Genomic DNA, 19,297 nt, shown 5'->3' with positions numbered 1-19,297 from the left:
GAGGCAGTGCAGTTCACGTGAATTGTGCAAATGGTTACAGTTATGCTTTGAGTCTTGGTGCCAGGCGGCATCAGTCTTCAAAAAACATAGCTGTTCCCGTAATACCAGTAAGCGCCAGAGCCTTATTTCTCTGACGCTTTCTTTGATCTGTCACTCACTTGAGTTCTCAGCCCCATCTGTCTTTCCCCGTCCATGAGGGGCAACGGCCGCGTCTGTCGCGTAGAGCTGTGCTTTGGGGCGGGCTGGCTGTGCTGACGGCCTCGGCTTTGCGGCCGGGCCTGAATGCGCTGGCATTGGACTTTGATGCCAGTCGCATGCATGCCAGCATGCAGTCACGCTATGGTGCGCCGGGTGCAAAGGCCTTGAACGCCTGGCTGGCCATGCTGGATGGGCAAAAGAACAAGCCGCTTCAGCAGCAGTTGTCCTCGATCAATGAGTTCTGGAACCGTGCTGTGGTACAGACGGAGGACAGCATGCTTTGGTCGCAGCCTGATTACTGGGCCACGCCGCTGGAGACCTTGGGCAAAGGAGCAGGGGACTGCGAGGACTATGTGATCGGCAAGTATTTTTCGTTGCTGCGGCTGGGGGTGCCGGGCGATAGGCTGCGGCTGATCTATGTGCGAGCGCGCATGGGCGGCGCTGGCAGCAATCTGAGCATTGCCCATATGGTGCTGGGCTATTACGAGACCCCAGTGGCCGAGCCTCTGGTGCTGGACAGCATGCTGGACAACATCATGCCGTCCAGCCAGCGTAAGGACCTGACACCCGTGTTCAGCTTCAATGCGCAAGGTGTTTATGTGGCCGGAGCTCAGCCTGCGTCGGTAGATCGCATCACGCGTTGGCGGGACTTGCTGGCGCGTATGAAACAGGAAGGATTTTTGCCATGAATCGCGTATTGCATGGTTTGAGTGGGGTGGTGCAATGTCTTTGCTGAAGCAGCTTTTGTTGAGCGTGACAGTTGCCATTTTGGCGATTCTGGCGGGCACCCTGGCTTTCAGCATTGGTGCCGCGCGCCAATACCTTGATGGTCAGTTGCAGTCAGAGAGTGAGAATGCGGCGTCTTCGCTTGCGCTGTCACTTTCCCAGCCTGCCAACCAGGATGCGGTGACGCAAGAGCTTTTGATGATGGCCTTGTTTGATGGTGGCCAGTTCAAGCTGATTCGCCTCACATCGCCACAAGGTCAGACCTTGTTCGAGCGCCGCGCTCAGGATCGCATTGCAGTCAATGGAAGGGCAAGTGTCCGACCAGGCAGTGATGCTGCGCCGCAATGGTTCAGCGACCTGCTGCCCTTGAATGCGCCCAGCGCGCAGCGCTTTATCAGTGACGGCTGGAAGCAGGTAGGGCAGTTGACGCTGGAAGTCGATGACGCTTATGCCCGCCAGGCGCTATGGGGCAGCAGCGTGCGAATGGCCGCGCTGGTCATGGCCGCCGGCCTGGCATGGGCGCTTTTTGTGGTGCTGCTCATCAAATGGTTCAGAAAATTGCTGCAGCAAGAAATTTCCGCGCAGGTGCAGGCCATTGGTCACCATACAGACCTTGCAGATGTTGGCACGCCCCATGTACTGGGCAATCGTGCCATGGTGGCGGAACTGCTGCCGGTTCTGAGTGCGATTGCAGACACACGTGAGCGTGTACAGGCCACGTCGCTGGAGCAGATTGCGCGGATTGAGTCGCTGGAGCTTGAAGTCAATCGTGATCCGGTGACCCAGTTGCCCAATCGCAAATACTTCGTCAACGAACTGCGCCGTGCGCTGACCGGCAGCGATGGTGCGGCTGCACATGGCTTTGTCATGCTGTTTCGCCAGCGTGACTTGCTGGCATTGAATGCCCAGATGTCGCGCGCGAGTGCAGATGGCTGGCTGACCTCGGTGGGGCAGCATGTCAATGAGGTGCTGCAGGCGCAATCCGGCAGCAAGGCGGCGCAACTGGCGCGCCTCAATGGCTCGGACTTCGTGGTGCTCATGCCCGCACTCGCCGGGCCTCAGGCAATGACTCTGGTGCAGCAGATTCAGCAGGTTCTTCTGTCCATGCGGGTGACGCTGACCGGAGGCCACTGGTGCCGCTGGAGCTTCGCCCTGACAGACTATTCCCCTTCAAGTTCTGTAACAGGCGTGCTTTCGCGCCTGGACTACGGGCTGATGCGCGCCGAAAGCTCGGGGCAGGCCGAGGTGGAATATGTGGCCTATGGAGATGACGAAGTTGTCTCCAATATGGCGGGGGAGACACTTTGGCGCCAGATGCTGATTTCCTCTCTGGAAACGCCCGGTGTGTTGTCGCTTTCCGTGCAGCCCATGCTCCTCAATGGTGCGACAGGTGTGCAAAAGCGGTTTGAGGCCTCGTTGAACCTGCGAGCCGTCTCTGGTGAAATGCTGGGTGGCGCGCTGTTCCTGCCAGTCGCCGTGAGGCTGGGGCTCTCGGCCGACTTTGATTTGCGTGCGGTGGCCCTGGGGCTGGCCTGGCTGCAGCGTCAGCCTGAGTCTGAACTGGTGCTGCGCGTCTCTTTGCCGTCATTGACTCAGCCCGAATTCCTGCTGCGCCTGACCGAGCAATTGCAGGATCGGGAATGGGAAGACCATGTATCCAAACTCTGCCTTGAGCTGGATGCGCACGGCTTGATCGCCTATCCCGAAGAAGTTCTCAAGTTCTGCCAGACGATGCAAACCTTTGGCGTCGGGGTTGGGTTGCGGCGCCTGGATCAGCAGCCGCAGGCGTTGACGCAACTGCACAAAATGCCTTTGCGCTACGTGAAGCTGGGCGGTGAATTTACGGAGCTGGCATGGCAAAGCCCAGGTGCATCCTATCTGCTGCAGGCCATGACCGAGACGGCTGCTGGCTTAGGCATTCAACTGGTGGTAACAGACACGGTCAATGCAAAGACCGCACGCCTGCTGCACGCCAAGAATGCGATGACCTCGACAGGCGAATAACTCCTCGGCTCTGTGGCAGGGCTAGGGAAAATCATTGGAGGCACGGCTACCAGTGCTGGTGTGCCCGCATTGGTAGCTGCTGGCAGTGTTGCCTGATGGGCAGGCGGCAGGGAGGCTTTTTCTGCCGCGACTGCAGCAAGCCTGCGGTACGGGGTAAGGTATCAAAGCGGGGAATGGGCTGCTTGCTGTTTACCCCTTGGCCCCAGAAAGACTAAAGGGCTTAGCCGATTTCTCAGCCAAGCCCTTGAATCATATGGTCGGAGCGGCGGGATTCGAACTCGCGACCCTCTGCTCCCAAAGCAGATGCGCTACCAGGCTGCGCTACGCTCCGAAGCCATAAATATAATCTAGTTCTGAGGTGAAAATTTCTTCAATGGCCCCAATGGCATCAATTTCTGCAAAAAATGATGCCATTGGGGCCCTGGGAAGCGATTGAGTCATTGAAAGCATGCTGCTTTTGATGTGGGGAACCCGGGGTAGCGTCTGTTTTCGATGGCATGTGCTGAAAATCGAGTGCTGAACGGCATTGGCTCAGGGAAGCTCGCGCAGACATTGGACTGTGTGCTCATCAAGCCATTGGGCATGCATGCCAGGGCAGGCAAACTCGTCGCGTGCGGACTTGGTGAGGGTTGCAGGCTCGTTGGCTTGTGCACTTGGCGTGGCCAGCCAAAGTGCTCCCATGAAAATGGCGGAGATGAGGACTAAGCACTCAATGGTTTTCTTCATCATATTTCCAGTCTGACGCTTGTTGGAAAAGCGGATACAGCTATCACTTTTGAATGCTTGGCGGTTTGCACCTGCAGTGCTTAGAAGCGTTGTTCCAGTGTGCTTGCCAGCAGCAGCAACAGCGCCAGACACAGAGTCAGAAGCAGCGTGGGGATGTGCGGCCATTTCACAGGCCTCCCTTCTCACGCAGTCGCTGCACGAGGTCGTCATCAACGGGTTGAGAAATCTCACGGTAGAACATAGACGCTCCTTGGTATGAGGGGGCAGGTTGCGCGAGCCGGTTGAAGAGTGCGAGCGAGTCGGTGGACTTTGGGTCTGATGCACTTCTTCGGCCAGCAGTGAATAGTGTGAATAATACTGTAAATTAAAACAGTACTGTTAATTTAATCAGTTTCATGAGAAATTTGTACCGCTTGAGCAACAGGGGGCTGAGCTCTCGATGGACCAGGTTTCTTTGGCTTGGCGAAGCGCTAGGCATCAGTTCCTTGGCGGTAGTCGTAGAAAACAAAAAAGCCCGTGAAATCACGGGCTTTGATGAAGAGAACCTAAGAGTGCTCGTTGCCGAGGCGCTTCTTTATTCCCACTCAATTGTCAATAGCTAAAAAATTGAGCCTTTCTCGAATGCTACAGCACGGTGCTGTACAGGTACTGGGGCTAACTGAGTAGAGCAGTACCGTCACTTCTACCGTCAAAGGAATTGGCTGTAGTCGCATGGTGCTGCACTCATGGCGTGGGCATGCTCATCAATACTGTAGCCTTTATTTGATGGCTTCACGCCTGAGCATACCTTTGAGCAACTGCACATATTCCGTCACTTGCAGCGCTGTGTCCGTGGCCCAGTCGGCCACATCAGCCAGACTCATACCGGAAGGATTCCACAGTCCATCACACCAACAGCAGCTGATTTCCCACTTGGTGGCACTGATGCGCTCAAACACTGGTGGCTGCAGCTGTGCCGCTTTCCAGCGTTTTGCGATGTCCAGCTGCAGCTGAGCTGGTAACACTCCTTCGCCTTGCAGCAGCAAGCGTAGCCTCAGCCCAGGCCCCCAGCCGTCTTGCCGCAGTTGCACCATGGTCAAGTTGGGCCATGCTGGTGCTGCGCCAAATGCACGGGGAAGCTGAATCGTCAGCATGGGTTGACCCTGGCGCAGGTGCAAGCCCAGCGACAGCGGCAAAGGCTCTTTGACTCCCTGCACTTGCAGTTTGACCGCTGTAGCGTTGGTCAGTTGGGCTTGCAGAGTGCGCTTCACGCACCGCCACCACGCCAGTCGAAGCTCGGGCACATCGCCCAATGCTTGAAACAACCGTTCATGCCACGCAATGCGCCTGGCTAAAGCCTTGGCACTCAGGTTCATGGCTTCGGCCATTTCTTGAATAGCCAGCATGGCGTGACCATACGCAGGAGCCTGACCGAGCACCCGCCTTGCAAACGTCAGCACCCAAGGTACATCACAGCGCCCGCTGTCCAAGTGCCACAGCAAAGCGTTGATCGTGTCTGGCGCTTGATGCGGTGCACCGTGCACAACCGCTTGCGCATCTGCCGAATCCCACCACTGCAGCCAGTTGGCTGCATCCGTGATGCCCTGGCTTTGCAAGAATGCGACCAGGCGGCGTAAACGCTGCACGGCCTTGAGTGCAGCTACTGGTTGGGTGATTTCACCTTGCCACAGCAAAAGGGCCAGTTCGGCATCGTCATCAGACTCGTATTGCTGCAGCAGTGCCACCAGCCGTGCCAAGCTGCCCAAGCCCAACTGGGGCACCGCACACTGCGCAAATGCCTGCCAGGCTGCGGTGCGCTGGCTGATTGGCTCAATCGCCTGCAAAGCAGCATCAACCAATTCGAGCACCATGGCCGATTGCGGCTCCATGCATGGCTTTGAAGCATGCACATAGCGGCCAGCTTCAGCGCAGCCATTGAAACAGCACGGCCACTGGCCGCTGAATTCATGCGGAACAGGCGTTGAGGTATCCAGTGCAGGCAAGGTCATCACCGCCGCCAACAAACGCCGGTAGCGGTACCACCTCAAGTGATAAGGGTGCATGGTCAAACTTTCAAAACAGGCACGCCGCAACGCCACCTGAGTGCAGCCTCAAAAGCCAAGCACCAGGCGCACAACGTGCACAAGGGAAATCAGGAAAAAGAGAGCGAGAAACTGAAACTCAAGCCAGTTCAATGGCCGTGCCACGGCGGCTGCGCAAACCGACTTGCACCACCTTGTCCAAGGTGGCTTTTTCTGACCAGCGGGCATTGGTGTTGCGCAGCTTTTTGCTGCCCCAATGCTCCAGCAAAGCATTCCAGGGAGTGAGCGGCACTCCATCCATCAAGGGATCGAGCACCAGCAGGGAATGTGGCTTGCCATCGGCATACATTACGCCCACAGCCAGCACCCAATGGCTGTAGCTGGGTGAAGTGAAACGCACCAGGCACACATGGTCAGATTCCAGCGCGGCCACCGTGCGGGCCTCAACATTGCGGCGCAGCTGGCGGCACTGCAGTTGCTCAGAAAACGGGGCAAACTGCTCTCTGATGGCTGCGCTGCTACAGCCGCTGAAGTACAGAGCTTGGCCGATGGCGCTCACTTCCATCAGGCGTGCGTCAAGGTCGCTTTCATATAGGGCATCGCGTGACACCTGGCCCAACAGCATCAAAGCCATCAACACACAGTGGTGCCCGCAAGCCATGTCATTCTCACCCTGGCGCAGCAGCAGCTTGTTTTGATAGGCCATTGCACCTGAGCGGCCCACACTCAGCTGCGAGTGCACCACAAAGTGCCGCCCCAGCATCAGTACTCCTCAGGCAACAACAGCGTGGTGCTGCTACGGTCAGCCTCCGTGATGATCCATAAGCGTTCTGACTTGGAAATCACATACACCGACATCAGCCTGTAGCCGTACTGCAAAGCATCAGCATTACTTTGCCGATCTTCTGCACAAATATCGCCCCAATCACCCGACACATGGCGCAGCACAAACGGCAGTGCTGTCAGTTGATGGGTTTGCAGCAGTTCCAATGCCCCAGGTGTCGCTAATAACTGGCCCAAGGCAAACAAGGGCGTACCAGCAGCAGCCTTGTCATGAGCAGCAGGAGAAGAATCGTTCGGGCATGCGGCGGCCTGACCTGTATCAGTCATAGAAAACTCCAAAAGGGAAAAGTGGGAAAGAAGTGCCCTGTGCTGCCCAACACTTCCCCCAAGGCTCACGACCTCAAATTGACAGGCACGGCTACGCCGCGCAAGCGTTCAAAACGCATGCGCGAGCAAACTACCTGATCAATTCAGGCGCACAAAACGGGTGGGGAAGGGAAGCTCAGGACGTCGAGCGAGAGAAGCAGCTGATCAATGATCGAGCGGCCAATTGCGCTGTGCAACACAAGGCTCAGCCATTTTAAACAATGCAAATATTTGCATATCAAATATATTTGATATATTTAAATGGATACTTAAAAGCAACTGTTGTACAGTGGGAGGCAGGATAAATAGCTGCGTCAGGCCGCGACGTTCCCTCGGATCTGATTCATTCATGGTCATGAGCCTGAACGGTTGCTCCAGCAGACACCAGCAGTCGAGTGCTGCCTGTTATGAACAGCCGCTGTACCATCGAAAACCGGGAGTCGGATTGTACGGTTGGACACACCAACTTTATGAAAGGCGTACTGCACGCCAGTGGTCCGCGTCGATCCAGAAGAAACATCTTTTTCAACAAGTTGAAATTAAGATGTAACCTATAAAGGGAATCCAAGGGGTATGCTTTTCTCGTTACTCTCAGCGCCAACGCCGCTGCCACTTCAAGGGCGTCAGCAGAATCCTATAAATGGAAGCGACTCAGAATCCTATGCAATGGCCAAGATTATCTTGGCCTGTCGTGGTGAGGGACACTGGGGCTCAAGAGAAGAGGACAATTCAAAGGTTGATATGTTCTTCTCGGCACCTCACCCTTGGCACAAAGGAGAACGTTTAGTGGTGTTGGCGCAGGTTAAATCTGGGTCAACCTATGGATCGACGCTGGCTAGCGGCTTCAAGTTAACGGGTGCAGCAAAAGGTGCCGCCATTAGAACTAATCATGGCGTCTGTGTTGCGTGGGTTGATAGAGACAAAAATCGCATATTTTGGGCTTACGTGCACCCAACAACGACTACGCGCCCTCAAGAGTACGGCGCATACCACGAGGTAGCTCCCCCAATGCTTTACGATTTAGCACGATGCGCTGGATTGAAACGCACCGGAAAAAGCGGAGGAAAAGGGGTAATTATTCGCAAGCGGAGCTCAGCTATTAAAACAAGGCGAATAATTGTTAAAGAAACGTATAGAGACTTCAACAAGCTATTTTGCCCAGCATTAGGGCATATAGAACTTACAAGGCTTGGCTGGCGTCATATGTTCAGAAAAAGTCGAGGAAAAGGAAACAAATCTTCGAGCCTCGATCTTATTCCTTATCTGAAAAGGATTCTCGAACAATCGCCCTCATCACATGCAATCACTGAACACAAAAAATTTGAGGCAAATGGTTATACACACCGAATTTGCGACCACCTTTTGAAATTTGACAAAGTAAAAGTCCAAAGCGATCCAACGAAAGAACTAGAGCAAGCAACTGCGCATATTCGGGTAATAGAAGAGATAAAATATCCAACAAATTGGGAATCCAATGTGATGCTTTCCCAACTCGTTTCGAGGCGCATCGTTTTGCGCTCTGCATATCTAAAAAATATATAAGGTGGAGATAGGCTGCTAGCACTTGCTTCAATGCTCTGCCGGAAATGACATAGCTAATGTCTAAAATCGGCACATGCGAAGTCGCATGGCTAGATAGCGTACTAGGCGAGGGCATGCAAGCACACCGCCACACACAACCCATCCCCATTAGAATTATCGGAGAAAGACCCCTTCCCTGCAACAGCTAGATCAGAAGCAGCGTCCACTGGTCACTGGATTTGGTAGCTTTTTAGGGCGAGCACTTGATCTAAAGTCACTTCTAGGACCTAGACCTTGGTTACCTGTTTGTCGGGCTTAGCGGGCCTCTGAAGTGACGCGTCTAGAGTGTTCAAGCACTCAACAATGGTCCTTACAGTCGCGATGTCGAAATCATGGTCGCGAGTTGAATCATGGGTTCCAGCGTTTAGGTAGTACCATTCAATTGACTGTCCACTAATGCCCAACAGCCTGGACAGGCCGTTAATCATTTCTTCCGCTGCCGTGTGTGTTGCCGCAAGCTGCTGCTTTTTCAATGCAGCGACAAGCTTTGTGCATTTGTTGTAAAGCTCAACAGGAGCACCTGGCCTGTCCATCTTCAAATCAAGCAAACCATCTCCAGCTTTGCCAAGCCATTTCCAAATGCGGTCGGTCAAGCTTTCAAGTGCAGCTCTGGCGTTACGCAGTGCATCTCGCTTTTGATGATTAGCTACAGCCTCGTGCGCAAGCAGTACATAGTTCTTGCTGGGAGGGGTTGTGTCGACTCGAAGCTCATACTCACCTAAATGAGGGAGAAAGTGATAGCGGCTTATCTCAGAGGCCATTTTTGCACCCAGCTCCTGCTGGATTCGCATCAGAAATTCCTCGGCATGAGACGTTAGGATGACTTGCTTGCCGTCGAGGCGCCCTTCACCAAGAAAGGTGCGCCAGATGCCATCGCGGTGCTCGTCGTCAATCGCGTTTACTACGTCATCAAATATGACGACCTGACAACCCTGCTCAAGGTTTTTAGCCAAGAGTATGGCCAAGCCCAAGCAGCGGATATGCCCTTCACTGAAGATGTGCAGCGCATCAAACCTTTGACCTGGAGAGCCAGCGAGTTCAACAAGGATCTTGTCGTTCTCCGTCAAGGGGAGAGTCAATGCCACGAGCTGATCGTTCGGGTGGTCTCCTCGGTTAAATGCGTTGTAAAGCTCCATCGCCTTTGCTCCTAGCCCCATTACGAGCTGCGCAGGTAGCTCGGCGAGATACTCTTTGAGCTTGGAGAGATAGACGTCATAAGCCGTCTTAACATCCCAATGGTGCTTGACTTCTAGCTTTTCAGTCTCGACTTCTTCAAGGAGTTCCTTGTTTTGTTCATTGAAAGCTGCAATCGAAACTTGAGCTGTTGCAAGGTCCTTTTTTAGCCCCTCAAAGCTCCACTCAAGTCTCGCAATTGTCCTTTCTAGGTCCAGTAAGCACTCTCTCTCTTGAACTAAACGTGCTCGCTTCGCTTCTTCATCCCTTGCTGCTTGGCTAGAGGTTTCAACGAGACCAAGCAACTTAAGGAGTGCATTGAAGGCGCGACTATCGTCATTAGTCCAAGCAGTCATCCACTTTCCGGTACTTTCGGCTGGCAACTCTGGTAGAGCCGCGGCGGCAAAATCCTCTGGTGCCACATCCTTGGCAGCAATGACTGCTGCATGCATTGCATTCAACAACCTATGAGCATGGTCAGCAAGCTGTTCTTTTAGCTCTGCCGCTTTATCTTGTAGGTCACTGAGCTCCTTTAGCTGTGCTATGCCATGCTCGGCACGCACAAACGGATTGACGGTTACTCGGTCAAGCGGAGTGCGACAAGCTGGACATTCAGCCGCATTTTTGGCTAGTTCGCTCACGGCTTTGTAGAGCTGACTAAACGACACTTCTCCCGTGCGTTGTTGCAACGTAGTGCGAATCTGCCCCAATTGAACTCCTGTGCTTCTCACAGCGCCAAAAAAGGCTTGCAAGGCAGCTTCGGTAATATCAAAAATTTTGGCCCTAGGCTTGTCTAGAGCCTTCGTAACCTCAGCAAGCCGACCAGGCTGCTCCGCAGTTCCCCGAAGCCAAGCACGGAGCTCTGCGAAAGATTTTGTTTTATCGAAGGCTGCCGCCACTTGAATCGCTTCCTCATTCAGTGCAGCCTTTCTTAACTCAAACTGCTCAATGACTTGATTCGACGCAGTGAGGGCGAGCTTTTTCTGAGCAAGTTCTTGAGCCTTTGGACCCAAGAGCATTAGATTTCCGTCCAGTTCTGTGTTGAATCCCTTTACAAAGTTTGCGAATTGCTCAACCCCGAATAGCGTGGCGATAAGAAGCTTTTGGTCACCGGGCGTCTTCGCTGCAATTCGAGCAAAGTCATCGAGGCGGTTTTTCTCGATGAAGCAGAATCGAAAATCAGCTTCGTTGGGCTGAATACGAAACGCACCTCCATGGGGCAACACACCAGTCAGCTGTGGAGGGAGGTGATTTCTGACGTGGGCGTTATTGCAATAAATCTTCTGGTCTATTCGCTTTGCCTTAGCCTCACCAACGCTGCCAAGCATGGCGAACTCAAGCGCTTCGCAAAAGCTGGTCTTACCGCTTCCGTTGGGACCATATACGAGTGTGATGTCTCGACTAAGGTCAAACGTTTCTTGTGCCATGAATCCGCGAAATGGCCCAACTTGAAGTTCCGTGAGCTTAAAAGTCTGCTGGATCGCTTGCCCTATGGGACGAACTACCGGTTTGACTTGCAGCGGAAGCCGCATACCGTCAATAACGATCGGGGCGAGTTTGACAGACCTTGCTCTGCGAGCTATGCCAACATCAGCTAGCGCATCCAAATTTTGGTGAACCAACTCAGCAAACCGCTGCACGTTAGCTGGTGAATTTGTTGCCGCAAGGTGTTCTATAAAGCGCTGATGCTCCGCTTCTACAGTCGCCATGTAGGCCCTCTTAATACAGCCACAGAGAAAGATGGATCAAATGTAACAGCATTAACGGCTGTATTGATTTTTGAAGATGAGCATAGTGACTTGCCTCAACTGTAGTAAAAAAGCCCAGCCATAAAGCTACGGGTCATGGCGACATACAGATCCTTGGCGTCCAGCGCGTCAACGTCAAGGATGACTGCATGGTCGTACTCCAACCCCTTCACCAACAGCGTTGTGCTAATGAGCTTGCGGTGGCTTATCGGCCTCCCCGTGTGCCTCATGTCACGCTGATATTTATTCGCAGCTTCCGTCAGATTCGCACCCACCCCGTCAATGTGAATCTTCAGCACGCTGGCCGGAACGTTGTCACCGGAACAGCAAATTGCTTCTCTATTTGCAGCACTGAAGCGAAGCAGCGCGCCATACACAAGCCAAGAAGGTCTTGAACTCAAAACCTTCTTGGCCGACTCTGATGTCCCGAGCAGCTCTTGGCTGAATCACGAGAATAGTTTTGACCAAAGCGAGGTTTTTGCTGGTACCTGTGCAGACTGATGTGAGGCCGTAGCGGATTTCTGCGCAACCGTCTCGATAATGGGCGTGGTATCAAGCACGATATCGGGCACTTCTTCCCAAGCTTCCTGGTAACTGCCGCTGGTACTGTTGATTTCGCGAAACTCTGCGTCGATGGCTGTGCCGGTGCCGTACCACTTCTTGAAGCGCACCTGACGTTCTTGCAACGTGTTCATCTCATCATCAATTGCAGAAAGCTGCTGTTTGAGAGTCGCAAAAGCCGGGAAGAAGCGGTCTGCAAATTCTGGTGCGTCGATCAGTTGAATAACCTCCTTAGACTGCATCTGGAAGTTAGAGATCATGCTTCTGATGGTCTCGGCGAATTGAGCCTGGCGCTCCTGCTCCTTGTAGCTGTCCCACGCCTCCAGCGCGATACCTACCACTGCCAGTGCGCTACCGAGACCATTTGCCAATTTGGTGGCTCCCCAGGGTTTGAACTTGAGGTACTTGCTGATGTCAAGGCCGACCAATTTGGTCGCTGTATTGATGCCGTCACGTACCGCGAGCACGCTGCCATTGGTGATCACGCCTGGCTTAGACAGGAATTGAACTCCTTTCTTGCTCATCGCATTCAGGACATCGTCATAGTGCATCAACTCGTTGTTGACGTTCATCTGAATCCGGTACAGATCGGTATTGATGCCGCCAATTTCGTCGCTGAAGATTTCCTGAATACGTTGCTGAACTAAGCAACCCTCGTTACCAACTTCCCTGTGCATGAAGTCGTTGAAAGTGGAGATGCCGACGTTGCGCGTCTGCAGTTGTAAATCCTCGAAGTAGCGCAAAAGACGACCGCGCAAGCGCACCTGCGCATTTCCAATATTGGCATGAGCCTTCTGTAACTCTAGTCCTTGGCTTTGCTTGATCTCCGTGAGGCGTTGCGCTTCATCAGCCAGCAATGCATAGGCCTCTTTGGCTGCAGGCAATTGTTGGGTGATAACGTCTGAGATGATGGACTTTTGGGTTTCGTGCGCAAGGGCGAGCAGTCCACCATTGCGCTTAATTTTCTGCTGAGTCGCGCGTTGCAGAAGACCTATGCGTGAGAGGTTACGAAATTCAGCAAGATTACTCAGCCAGTGTTCCACGCCCATATCAAAGGGATTGGCAGAAACCGCGACGATGGAAAGATCGCTCTGTTCCTGTGGCGTTAGTGCAAGCACGTCGTTGAGGCGCTTCAGGACAGAACTCTTTTTGACTGAGAATTTATCCTGATAGTCTGCGTCTTCCGATACGTCTGCGACCTCGTCGAAACGGCTAAGCACGAACACCGTACGAGGCAACAGATTAAGTGTGCGGAACAACCATTTCAGATCGTCTGTGTGACTCTCCTTGACCGGGTTGGCCGAGTTCATCACATAAAGCACAAGATGAGCCTCGCTCACATAGTGCTTGGTGATGTCCTTATATCTCTCAATTTCCTGGCTGGTTGCGTTGGTCTTTTCCTTGAAACCAAATAGACCGGGCGTGTCGATGATCTGCAGTTGATCCTTGTATTCGTAAATCTGGACCTCGTTGGAGGATTCTGCTTGGCTAATATTCATGCTACGCCGGTCAAGCTCTTCCAACCAAGCTGCAGCGATTGATGTCTTGCCTTCGGAGAAGCCCCCTATCAAGGCAACCTTGAGCTTCTCTTCACTGGCACTCTGAACCGATTTTTGGAGCTTCTCTACCAGATCTGGGTGGATATGAATCCCCAGTTTGCTGCCTTCCTGAACGAAAGCAGATAGGCTGGACAGAATACCGAGTGCTTGCTGCTTCTGCTGCTCAAACGATTGAATTGCGCTGGTCATATATTTCGCTCCAGAAATTAAACGATAGCTGGTGCTGTAGCAGGCGTCGATGTGCGAGCTGCTACGTTAGTGGATTGCTTGGGGATGAGTTTTTCGCGCAGCACGGCCATCTTGCTGGCGATGTCCTCTAGGGCGACCTTGGTGTTGATACTTTGCTCATAGGGGATGCGCATCTTCGTCTTAGTCTCCAGCAATGCCTCGTTGATCTTGGCACTTGCTGAGTCGAGGTTGCTATCGAGCATTTCTGTGAGTTTTTCAAACACCTTGTCGAGATTCTCGTCAGCGGATTTTCGCTGCTGCTCTTTTTTGTATTCACTGCTGAAGAAGCTGCGGACGGCCTTGTAAAAGCTAAAGACGAGACCCACTGCACCTAGAACTGCGGCAGTGCTCCAACCAACCGGATTCGAGGCAAGAAACGATGCCCAGACCAAAGCTGCAGCGCCGCCTAATGACGAGATGAGTGCAATCACGTTGATGCCGTTGTCCATCTTGAAGTCAGTGTTGAAGCTGAGCTTCAACGACGAGAATGGGTCATCGATCGTGTAGTGCAGGATTTCGCTGACGTTTTTTTGATTTTTTTGAATGATGGCCTCTGCCTCATTCGTGAAGGACTTGAACACCGTTGCAAAGCGTACCTCCAGATCTACTCCCACGCTCGTCTTGAGCTCCTCGATTTCTCCAGTTAGATGTTCCTTGAAGTCATCGTTGCTAGGGTCGCTATCGATGTAATCGTAGATTGCCGTGCGCATGGAAGTCTTCTTGCTGTTCAACTCGTCATGGCATTCACTTTTGAGTTTTTGCGATGTGCCGGCAAGTAATCCATCGATTTGGGAGGAAGCAGATTTCTGCTGAGCTTCAAGCTTTTGCGCTGCATTGGCGAAGTTGTCGCGGGCCTGGTTCAGGTGAACAATGCCTTCCTGTAGGCAACTGCGAACCTTCTTCAGGTTTGCGTCGCGGATCTTGACCTGAAAGTTCTGGCAGAGGTCTGAACGTAGGAACTGCAGAAAGGCGTTCATGCCACTGCGTTGCAAGATTTCATCGGCGCCCATGGCCAAGAGGAATTTTTCCCGATTTCTGATGTGTGGATTATTGGGAACAAAGCATGAAGCCGAAGCCAAAAACGCAGGCATACCGCTTACGCACAGATGCCCCTTGTAGGTTTCGGTGCCAAGCGACGCAATCAGTGACTTGTCCATTTCGGCAAGGCCGACAGCATCGTTCTGATTTATCAGTGTCTGGCCTTGTAAGACCTGTGGGTTCGTCGCGCTTTTGTTGAAGATAGCCCACACTTCAGTCTGCCTCCCCAACTGGCGTTTGATCTTGTCGATCGTGCCTTCTTGCCCATCGCTACCAGAGCCAGGTGGGGTGGCATTGCGCGTCACATAGAACACTGCGTGGGCTTTCTTGACGGATGCATCGATAGCGCTCATCACCTGCTTTTCATCGCCTTCGATGCCAGGCACGTCGACCAGTTGGAATTTCTGCCCTCCAGCAGTGAAGTGGTAGGCATGTGATTGAAGTGTGAAGTCCGAGCGGCCATTGCCGATGATGCAGCCATCCTGTAGGGGAAGCAGTTGCTCGAACGTGCTTTCCACTTTGGCCAGATCGCTCTTACAAGCGTCAAGTCTGGTCTGAATTTGAAGTGGCTCAGAGGCGATCGATTCAAGCTTCGCCTTTTGGCTTATCTTGAGTTGCACCAATGCCTGCTCCTGTGCAGGAAGTGCCTTTTCCTCATCCAGCTTTTTGAATAAGTGCAGCAATTTCTGCCAAATACTCAGGTTTTTTCGCTTGTTCGCGATGCTTGCGATCAGCGCGGTGAGGTGAGCATGCTGCTGGCTCTCTTCATTCAATAGCTGCTTCGTGAGCGAGTCAGCATGACGCTGACTCTCTGTAAGTTGAGCCTGCAACTGCTGAACCGACTTTTCAAGTGCAGTGAGGCTTTCAGCATCAATGTGCAATTCCTTAACTAAGGTTTGGAATTTTTGCTGCGTAGCGAGTTTTTCGCTGTCGCCCAAGAGGATACGAAGTGTCTCAATCAAGGTCGACTTGCCAGCATTTGTCTCACCATAGAACGCAATGGTGAACGTCTCCCATTCAGAGAGCTCGCGTAACTCACGGACATCGTCATGGGTCTTGTCTCTGAATTTTTCGAGTAGTGTCCTTGAACTCGCAACCGCACTTTCCAGATCGATGTAGCCTGTCCTTGATGAACTTTTCTGAAGAACTGCTTCAAGCGACTGATCAACAAAAGCCGTCACTTGGTCATAGAGCTGACTCATCTTGTGAGTATTGGACATACGTGTTTATCTGAGGTTATTGAACGAGTAAAGCGAAGCCTTGGTCTAGAGAGGCTGACGTGGCATAGTGATGCCGCTGAGTGAGGCTGATGGGGTATTCAGGATTCCCATTGACTGAGTGCACCCCGCAAGCCAACCAAAAGTTCCTGATGCCACTCAACAGGCTGAACGATTCGTACATTCGGTAGCCAATACCGCACCACAGGCAGCAGTTGGTCGATGTGATTGATATGTGTGGTGACGAGTAGCGAACCGTCACTGTCTTGTCGTTGCTGCTGCTGGGGTAGCAATGGGCGACGAATAAAGTAGTGCGCTGCTTCTGGAGCTACACGAAGCAAGACCTCCGTGACGTCTTCAGTAAACCAAACGTCGTCCTTGGCATCGATGTATTCCTTGTGGCTACGCTTAGGTGCAAAGAAACTGCTTTGATCTACCAGCAAGTTTTCGATCAAGCCAATGCTGAAATTTTTCAGCTTTGCAACTTCTTCCGCTGCCAGATACCACACACCGCTTTTGTGAATGAGCTTGTACGGCTGAACGTTGCGCTGTTTGCCCTTGTAACTAAAACTGCATGGATGCTTTTGCTCGATAGCAGTTTGTAGTTGCACAAACTCTTGGGTACGCGGACGCAAGTCTTCATGTGCGATGGCCTGCACATGCATTGTGCGCTGCTGTTCAGGGGTATGAAGTTGCTCCAACAGATAGCGCAAGCTGTTATCCGGGAACAAGTGCTCCGTCCCCGACATACGTGCATAGCCATGCAAGTGCTTGGCTGGGATACTGCTTCGCGCAGTGCGCGTCAGTTGCCATTGACCATTGGCACTTCGCTCAACGATCCCGCATAGGCGCTCGCCAAGGTCGCGTTCAATGGTGCGCACATCCACTTGAAAATCTTGTGCAAGTTGGTGCTTGTCAACTGCATCACCTTGGTGCAGGCGCGCAAGAATTTGAGACAAGCGCTGTGCAAGTTTTTCGCCTTTTGATGCTGAGCTAGCCGAGGTTGAAGCAGACATTCAAGAGCTGGGAAGTAATTCAATGAATGTAACTATAAGTGGCTTTTGAGACAGGTTGTGTCGCACCTAGAGTTGCAATACGCCAAGCTGGCTTGCGTGAATCAAGTGGGTTGTGGCTCACTACCTGTTCAGCACTCATAGCTTCGGCATTCATCCATGCCTCTAAGGCGCTAACTAGCTCAGTCAGTTGATGCTGCAGCGAGTTGCTGCAAACCATCAAATGAAGCAATGCCATACTGATCTGCTGCGCCAACGCCTCTTTTTTGCAAGCGTTATCGTGGTCGAGTGCACCACCCAAATCGCATTGCAATGCCGTACGCACACCCATTAGGCGCAACGTGTCTTGCACAGCCTTGGAGCTATTCAAATAGGAAGTACGTTCTGAAATTCTTTGCTTGAACTGCCCGATGCGACGCAGTGCTAACTGGTAGTACAAAGCGATGAAATCCCCATCCAGAGGATCTGCGTCATCAAGTGCCAGGATACTGGGGCCGAAGTGCGCAAGTGCTTTTGATATTTCTTGGGACAAGTGAAGATCCAGTTCGCACTCACGCACCTGCAATCCTTTTAATTGTGCGTAGAGGTCTCGTATCTCAGTATCGCTAGCTGGCATGGAGGCTCTTCCAATACAAAAAGCTGAAGGGAGCTCAAACTTTAGGTGTCGATAGCGACAGCATGTGTCGCTTGAGCATGCCCTTCGATTGCATCGAAGCTGAAGTTGAGTACCGGCAGCCAATAGCGCCATCTACAGCGCCAAATGAACCATCAAACCCGCAGTCAGACCTGTGATGCAGTGCAAGCCACCATCTAAACCTACACGTCTTTGAGTAATGCCAACGCTTGCTCAGCCACGACCGAATGCGCCTGGGCTAGCATGGCGGTACCGGCATCCTGCAGGATTTGCTGCTGAGCCAGCTTGGCTGTTTCCACTGCATAGTAAGCATCCACAATGCGGCTTCGCGATGCCGCCATGTTTTCTGAAGCGATGTCGATATTGGCAATGACTGATTCAAAGCGCGACTGCACCGCCCCCACGGCAGCACGAGCGCTGGTCACTTGCCTGAGGGCCGCGTCGTAGATGGTCAGGGCTTGCCTGGCGTGTTCCGCCGTATCCAAGCGAGCATCTGTCAGCTTGAACTTTTGCACTGTCCACTGCATGGCTGGAAATGGCCCAGTGGGATCGCCGTCCAAATCGTAATCCCCGCCATCCATATCGAACGGGTCTTCGGACATCATCGCCAAGTTGCCCTGCACTTGAATGTCATGGGCACCTGCGCCTAAGACGCCCGCACCATTGGCGCCTGGCACTGTCACACCATTGGTCCACCCATTGCCTGCACCTAGGTTGTGACGAATGAACATGCTTACGCCAGGTGCTGAATCGTTGAGTACCCGGATCGTTTCCCCTGCGTCGTTGACCAGGCGCACGTTATCCGTGTAAGGCCGCCCATCCTCTGCCCGCACGCCGGTTTGAGCGCTGACAGCGTTAATCGCTTGCTTGATGCCTGCGACATCAGGGTTGGCATGATCCCAGGTGAAAGAAACTGACTGCGCTTTGGCCAAGTCATCACCCGCTACCAGCTTCAGCGTGACAGTAACGGGTGGAGTGGAAGGTGGCAGCGTCGTGTTGATTGCCAGCAAAACACTGGTGCTGGCCTGGGCGTAAATTTTGGGATCAAACCCGGCATCGTTGATCTTCTGCGCAATCGATGCCATGCTTTCATTGCGCTCAATAGCAATAGGTTTGTCGCGCAGCACCAAGTCGCCAGCGGGCACCATTTCGTCATTACCTCGGGCAATCGCATAGCTGTTGGTACTGGGGCTTTGCTGTAGCGGCCAGCCATAGGCACCAAGGTTCGGTGCTTGCAATGAAGGCAAGTTCACGCCGATCACTTCCCCAGCATTCGCTCCCACCTGAAAGCTCTGTGCCATAAAGCTGCCGTCAATCAACTTTTGCCCATTGAAATTGCTGGTGCTGGCGATTCGCGCAAACTCCTGCAGCAACTGCGCACGTTCACTGTCCAAAGCTTGGCGGTCGCTGCTGGAATTGGTTCCGTTGGCCGCTTGCACGGCCAGTTCACGGCTGCGTTGCAAAATGTCCGTGAGCTTTTGCATCGCACCTTCGGCCACTTGGGACAGAGAGATCCCGTCGTTGGCGTTGCGGCTGGCTACGGCCATACCCCGCACCTGGGTGTTCATGCGCTCGCTGATGGCCAAGCCTGCAGCGTCGTCCTTGGCACTGTTGACACGCAGGCCCGAAGACAGGCGCTGCATGGTAGTAGTCAAGCTCAGCTGCGAAGCGCTCAGGTGACGCTGTGCTGTCAGCGATTGCAAGTTAGTGTTGATTGTGAC

The 19,297-nt window shown here is 53.0% G+C and carries 15 protein-coding genes and 1 tRNA gene; 3 read left to right on the top strand and 13 right to left on the bottom strand.

From position 1 onward, the window contains the following. Positions 1-158 precede the first annotated feature (158 nt). Together JDW18_RS13175 and JDW18_RS13170 are read left to right on the top strand one after the other, a co-directional pair. Entirely contained in the window at positions 159-887 is a 729-nt protein-coding gene (locus JDW18_RS13175; protein WP_218239895.1) for a transglutaminase-like cysteine peptidase, read from the top strand. Positions 888-951: 64 nt separating this feature from the next. Next, positions 952-2,928 carry a bifunctional diguanylate cyclase/phosphodiesterase gene (locus JDW18_RS13170; protein ID WP_246610546.1) on the top strand — a complete coding sequence of 659 codons (1,977 nt, stop codon included), beginning with the start codon at positions 952-954 and terminating at the stop codon, positions 2,926-2,928. Positions 2,929-3,182: 254 nt separating this feature from the next. On the opposite strand, the gene JDW18_RS13165 is transcribed toward JDW18_RS13170, so the two are convergent. The 6 genes from JDW18_RS13165 to JDW18_RS13140 form a co-directional block, all read right to left on the bottom strand. After that, a tRNA-Pro gene (locus JDW18_RS13165) sits at positions 3,183-3,259 on the bottom strand. A 200-nt stretch (positions 3,260-3,459) separates the two neighbouring features. Then, positions 3,460-3,654, bottom strand: coding sequence for a hypothetical protein (locus JDW18_RS13160; RefSeq protein ID WP_218243896.1), 195 nt, complete (start codon positions 3,652-3,654; stop codon positions 3,460-3,462). A gap of 758 nt (positions 3,655-4,412) precedes the next feature. Beyond that, positions 4,413-5,642 carry a hypothetical protein gene (locus tag JDW18_RS13155; protein WP_246609903.1) on the bottom strand — a complete coding sequence of 410 codons (1,230 nt, stop codon included), beginning with the start codon at positions 5,640-5,642 and terminating at the stop codon, positions 4,413-4,415. Positions 5,643-5,814: 172 nt separating this feature from the next. Continuing rightward, a complete protein-coding gene (locus JDW18_RS13150; RefSeq protein ID WP_218239893.1) occupies positions 5,815-6,438 on the bottom strand; it encodes a hypothetical protein in 624 nt (207 codons plus the stop codon). Next, a complete protein-coding gene (locus JDW18_RS13145; RefSeq protein WP_218239892.1) occupies positions 6,438-6,785 on the bottom strand; it encodes a type I restriction endonuclease subunit M in 348 nt (115 codons plus the stop codon). Before JDW18_RS13145 ends, JDW18_RS13150 begins: the two co-directional genes overlap by 1 nt. Before the next feature lie 204 nt (positions 6,786-6,989). Beyond that, positions 6,990-7,175 carry a hypothetical protein gene (locus JDW18_RS13140; RefSeq protein ID WP_218239891.1) on the bottom strand — a complete coding sequence of 62 codons (186 nt, stop codon included), beginning with the start codon at positions 7,173-7,175 and terminating at the stop codon, positions 6,990-6,992. Positions 7,176-7,490: 315 nt separating this feature from the next. Here JDW18_RS13140 and JDW18_RS13135 point away from each other — a divergent pair, with 315 nt between their 5' ends. Next, positions 7,491-8,366, top strand: a complete 876-nt coding sequence (locus JDW18_RS13135; RefSeq protein WP_246609901.1) for a hypothetical protein — start codon at positions 7,491-7,493, stop codon at positions 8,364-8,366. Between the two features lie 266 nt (positions 8,367-8,632). Here JDW18_RS13135 and JDW18_RS13130 read toward each other — a convergent pair whose 3' ends face one another. The 7 genes from JDW18_RS13130 to JDW18_RS13100 all read right to left on the bottom strand — a co-directional run bounded on the left by JDW18_RS13130 (position 8,633) and on the right by JDW18_RS13100 (position 19,231). After that, positions 8,633-11,287, bottom strand: a complete 2,655-nt coding sequence (locus JDW18_RS13130; RefSeq protein WP_218239889.1) for an AAA family ATPase — start codon at positions 11,285-11,287, stop codon at positions 8,633-8,635. 95 nt (positions 11,288-11,382) lie between these two features. Further along, a complete protein-coding gene (locus tag JDW18_RS13125; protein ID WP_246609899.1) occupies positions 11,383-11,727 on the bottom strand; it encodes a hypothetical protein in 345 nt (114 codons plus the stop codon). A 45-nt stretch (positions 11,728-11,772) separates the two neighbouring features. Then, positions 11,773-13,635, bottom strand: coding sequence for a LeoA/HP0731 family dynamin-like GTPase (locus tag JDW18_RS13120; protein WP_218239888.1), 1,863 nt, complete (start codon positions 13,633-13,635; stop codon positions 11,773-11,775). A 17-nt stretch (positions 13,636-13,652) separates the two neighbouring features. Then, on the bottom strand, positions 13,653-15,932 hold the full coding sequence (locus JDW18_RS13115; protein WP_218239887.1) for a hypothetical protein: 2,280 nt from the start codon (positions 15,930-15,932) through the stop codon (positions 13,653-13,655). A gap of 98 nt (positions 15,933-16,030) precedes the next feature. Then, complete coding sequence (locus JDW18_RS13110) at positions 16,031-16,945, bottom strand: helix-turn-helix transcriptional regulator (RefSeq protein ID WP_218239886.1); 915 nt, start codon at positions 16,943-16,945, stop codon at positions 16,031-16,033. A gap of 19 nt (positions 16,946-16,964) precedes the next feature. Next, entirely contained in the window at positions 16,965-17,558 is a 594-nt protein-coding gene (locus JDW18_RS13105; protein ID WP_218239885.1) for a hypothetical protein, read from the bottom strand. A gap of 200 nt (positions 17,559-17,758) precedes the next feature. Beyond that, entirely contained in the window at positions 17,759-19,231 is a 1,473-nt protein-coding gene (locus tag JDW18_RS13100; protein ID WP_246609897.1) for a flagellin N-terminal helical domain-containing protein, read from the bottom strand. Positions 19,232-19,297: the final 66 nt, after the last annotated feature.

Origin of the sequence: Comamonas fluminis (assembly GCF_019186805.1) — a bacterium.
GTDB classification, from domain to species: domain Bacteria; phylum Pseudomonadota; class Gammaproteobacteria; order Burkholderiales; family Burkholderiaceae_C; genus Comamonas; species Comamonas fluminis.
Note: the sequence above shows the minus strand (reverse complement) of the source record. Positions and strands in the feature narration are given on the sequence as shown.

What these genes read in the sequence shown, in the direction of transcription:
- JDW18_RS13160 (WP_218243896.1), bottom strand. Translation starts at nt 3,654, where the DNA reads ATGAAGAAAACCATTGAGTGCTTAGTCCTCATCTCCGCCATTTTCATG.
- JDW18_RS13155 (WP_246609903.1), bottom strand. Translation starts at nt 5,642, where the DNA reads ATGACCTTGCCTGCACTGGATACCTCAACGCCTGTTCCGCATGAATTC.
- JDW18_RS13150 (WP_218239893.1), bottom strand. Translation starts at nt 6,438, where the DNA reads ATGCTGGGGCGGCACTTTGTGGTGCACTCGCAGCTGAGTGTGGGCCGC.
- JDW18_RS13145 (WP_218239892.1), bottom strand. Translation starts at nt 6,785, where the DNA reads ATGACTGATACAGGTCAGGCCGCCGCATGCCCGAACGATTCTTCTCCT.
- JDW18_RS13140 (WP_218239891.1), bottom strand. Translation starts at nt 7,175, where the DNA reads ATGAATGAATCAGATCCGAGGGAACGTCGCGGCCTGACGCAGCTATTT.
- JDW18_RS13135 (WP_246609901.1), top strand. Translation starts at nt 7,491, where the DNA reads ATGGCCAAGATTATCTTGGCCTGTCGTGGTGAGGGACACTGGGGCTCA.
- JDW18_RS13130 (WP_218239889.1), bottom strand. Translation starts at nt 11,287, where the DNA reads ATGGCGACTGTAGAAGCGGAGCATCAGCGCTTTATAGAACACCTTGCG.
- JDW18_RS13120 (WP_218239888.1), bottom strand. Translation starts at nt 13,635, where the DNA reads ATGACCAGCGCAATTCAATCGTTTGAGCAGCAGAAGCAGCAAGCACTC.
- JDW18_RS13115 (WP_218239887.1), bottom strand. Translation starts at nt 15,932, where the DNA reads ATGTCCAATACTCACAAGATGAGTCAGCTCTATGACCAAGTGACGGCT.
- JDW18_RS13110 (WP_218239886.1), bottom strand. Translation starts at nt 16,945, where the DNA reads ATGTCTGCTTCAACCTCGGCTAGCTCAGCATCAAAAGGCGAAAAACTT.
- JDW18_RS13105 (WP_218239885.1), bottom strand. Translation starts at nt 17,558, where the DNA reads ATGCCAGCTAGCGATACTGAGATACGAGACCTCTACGCACAATTAAAA.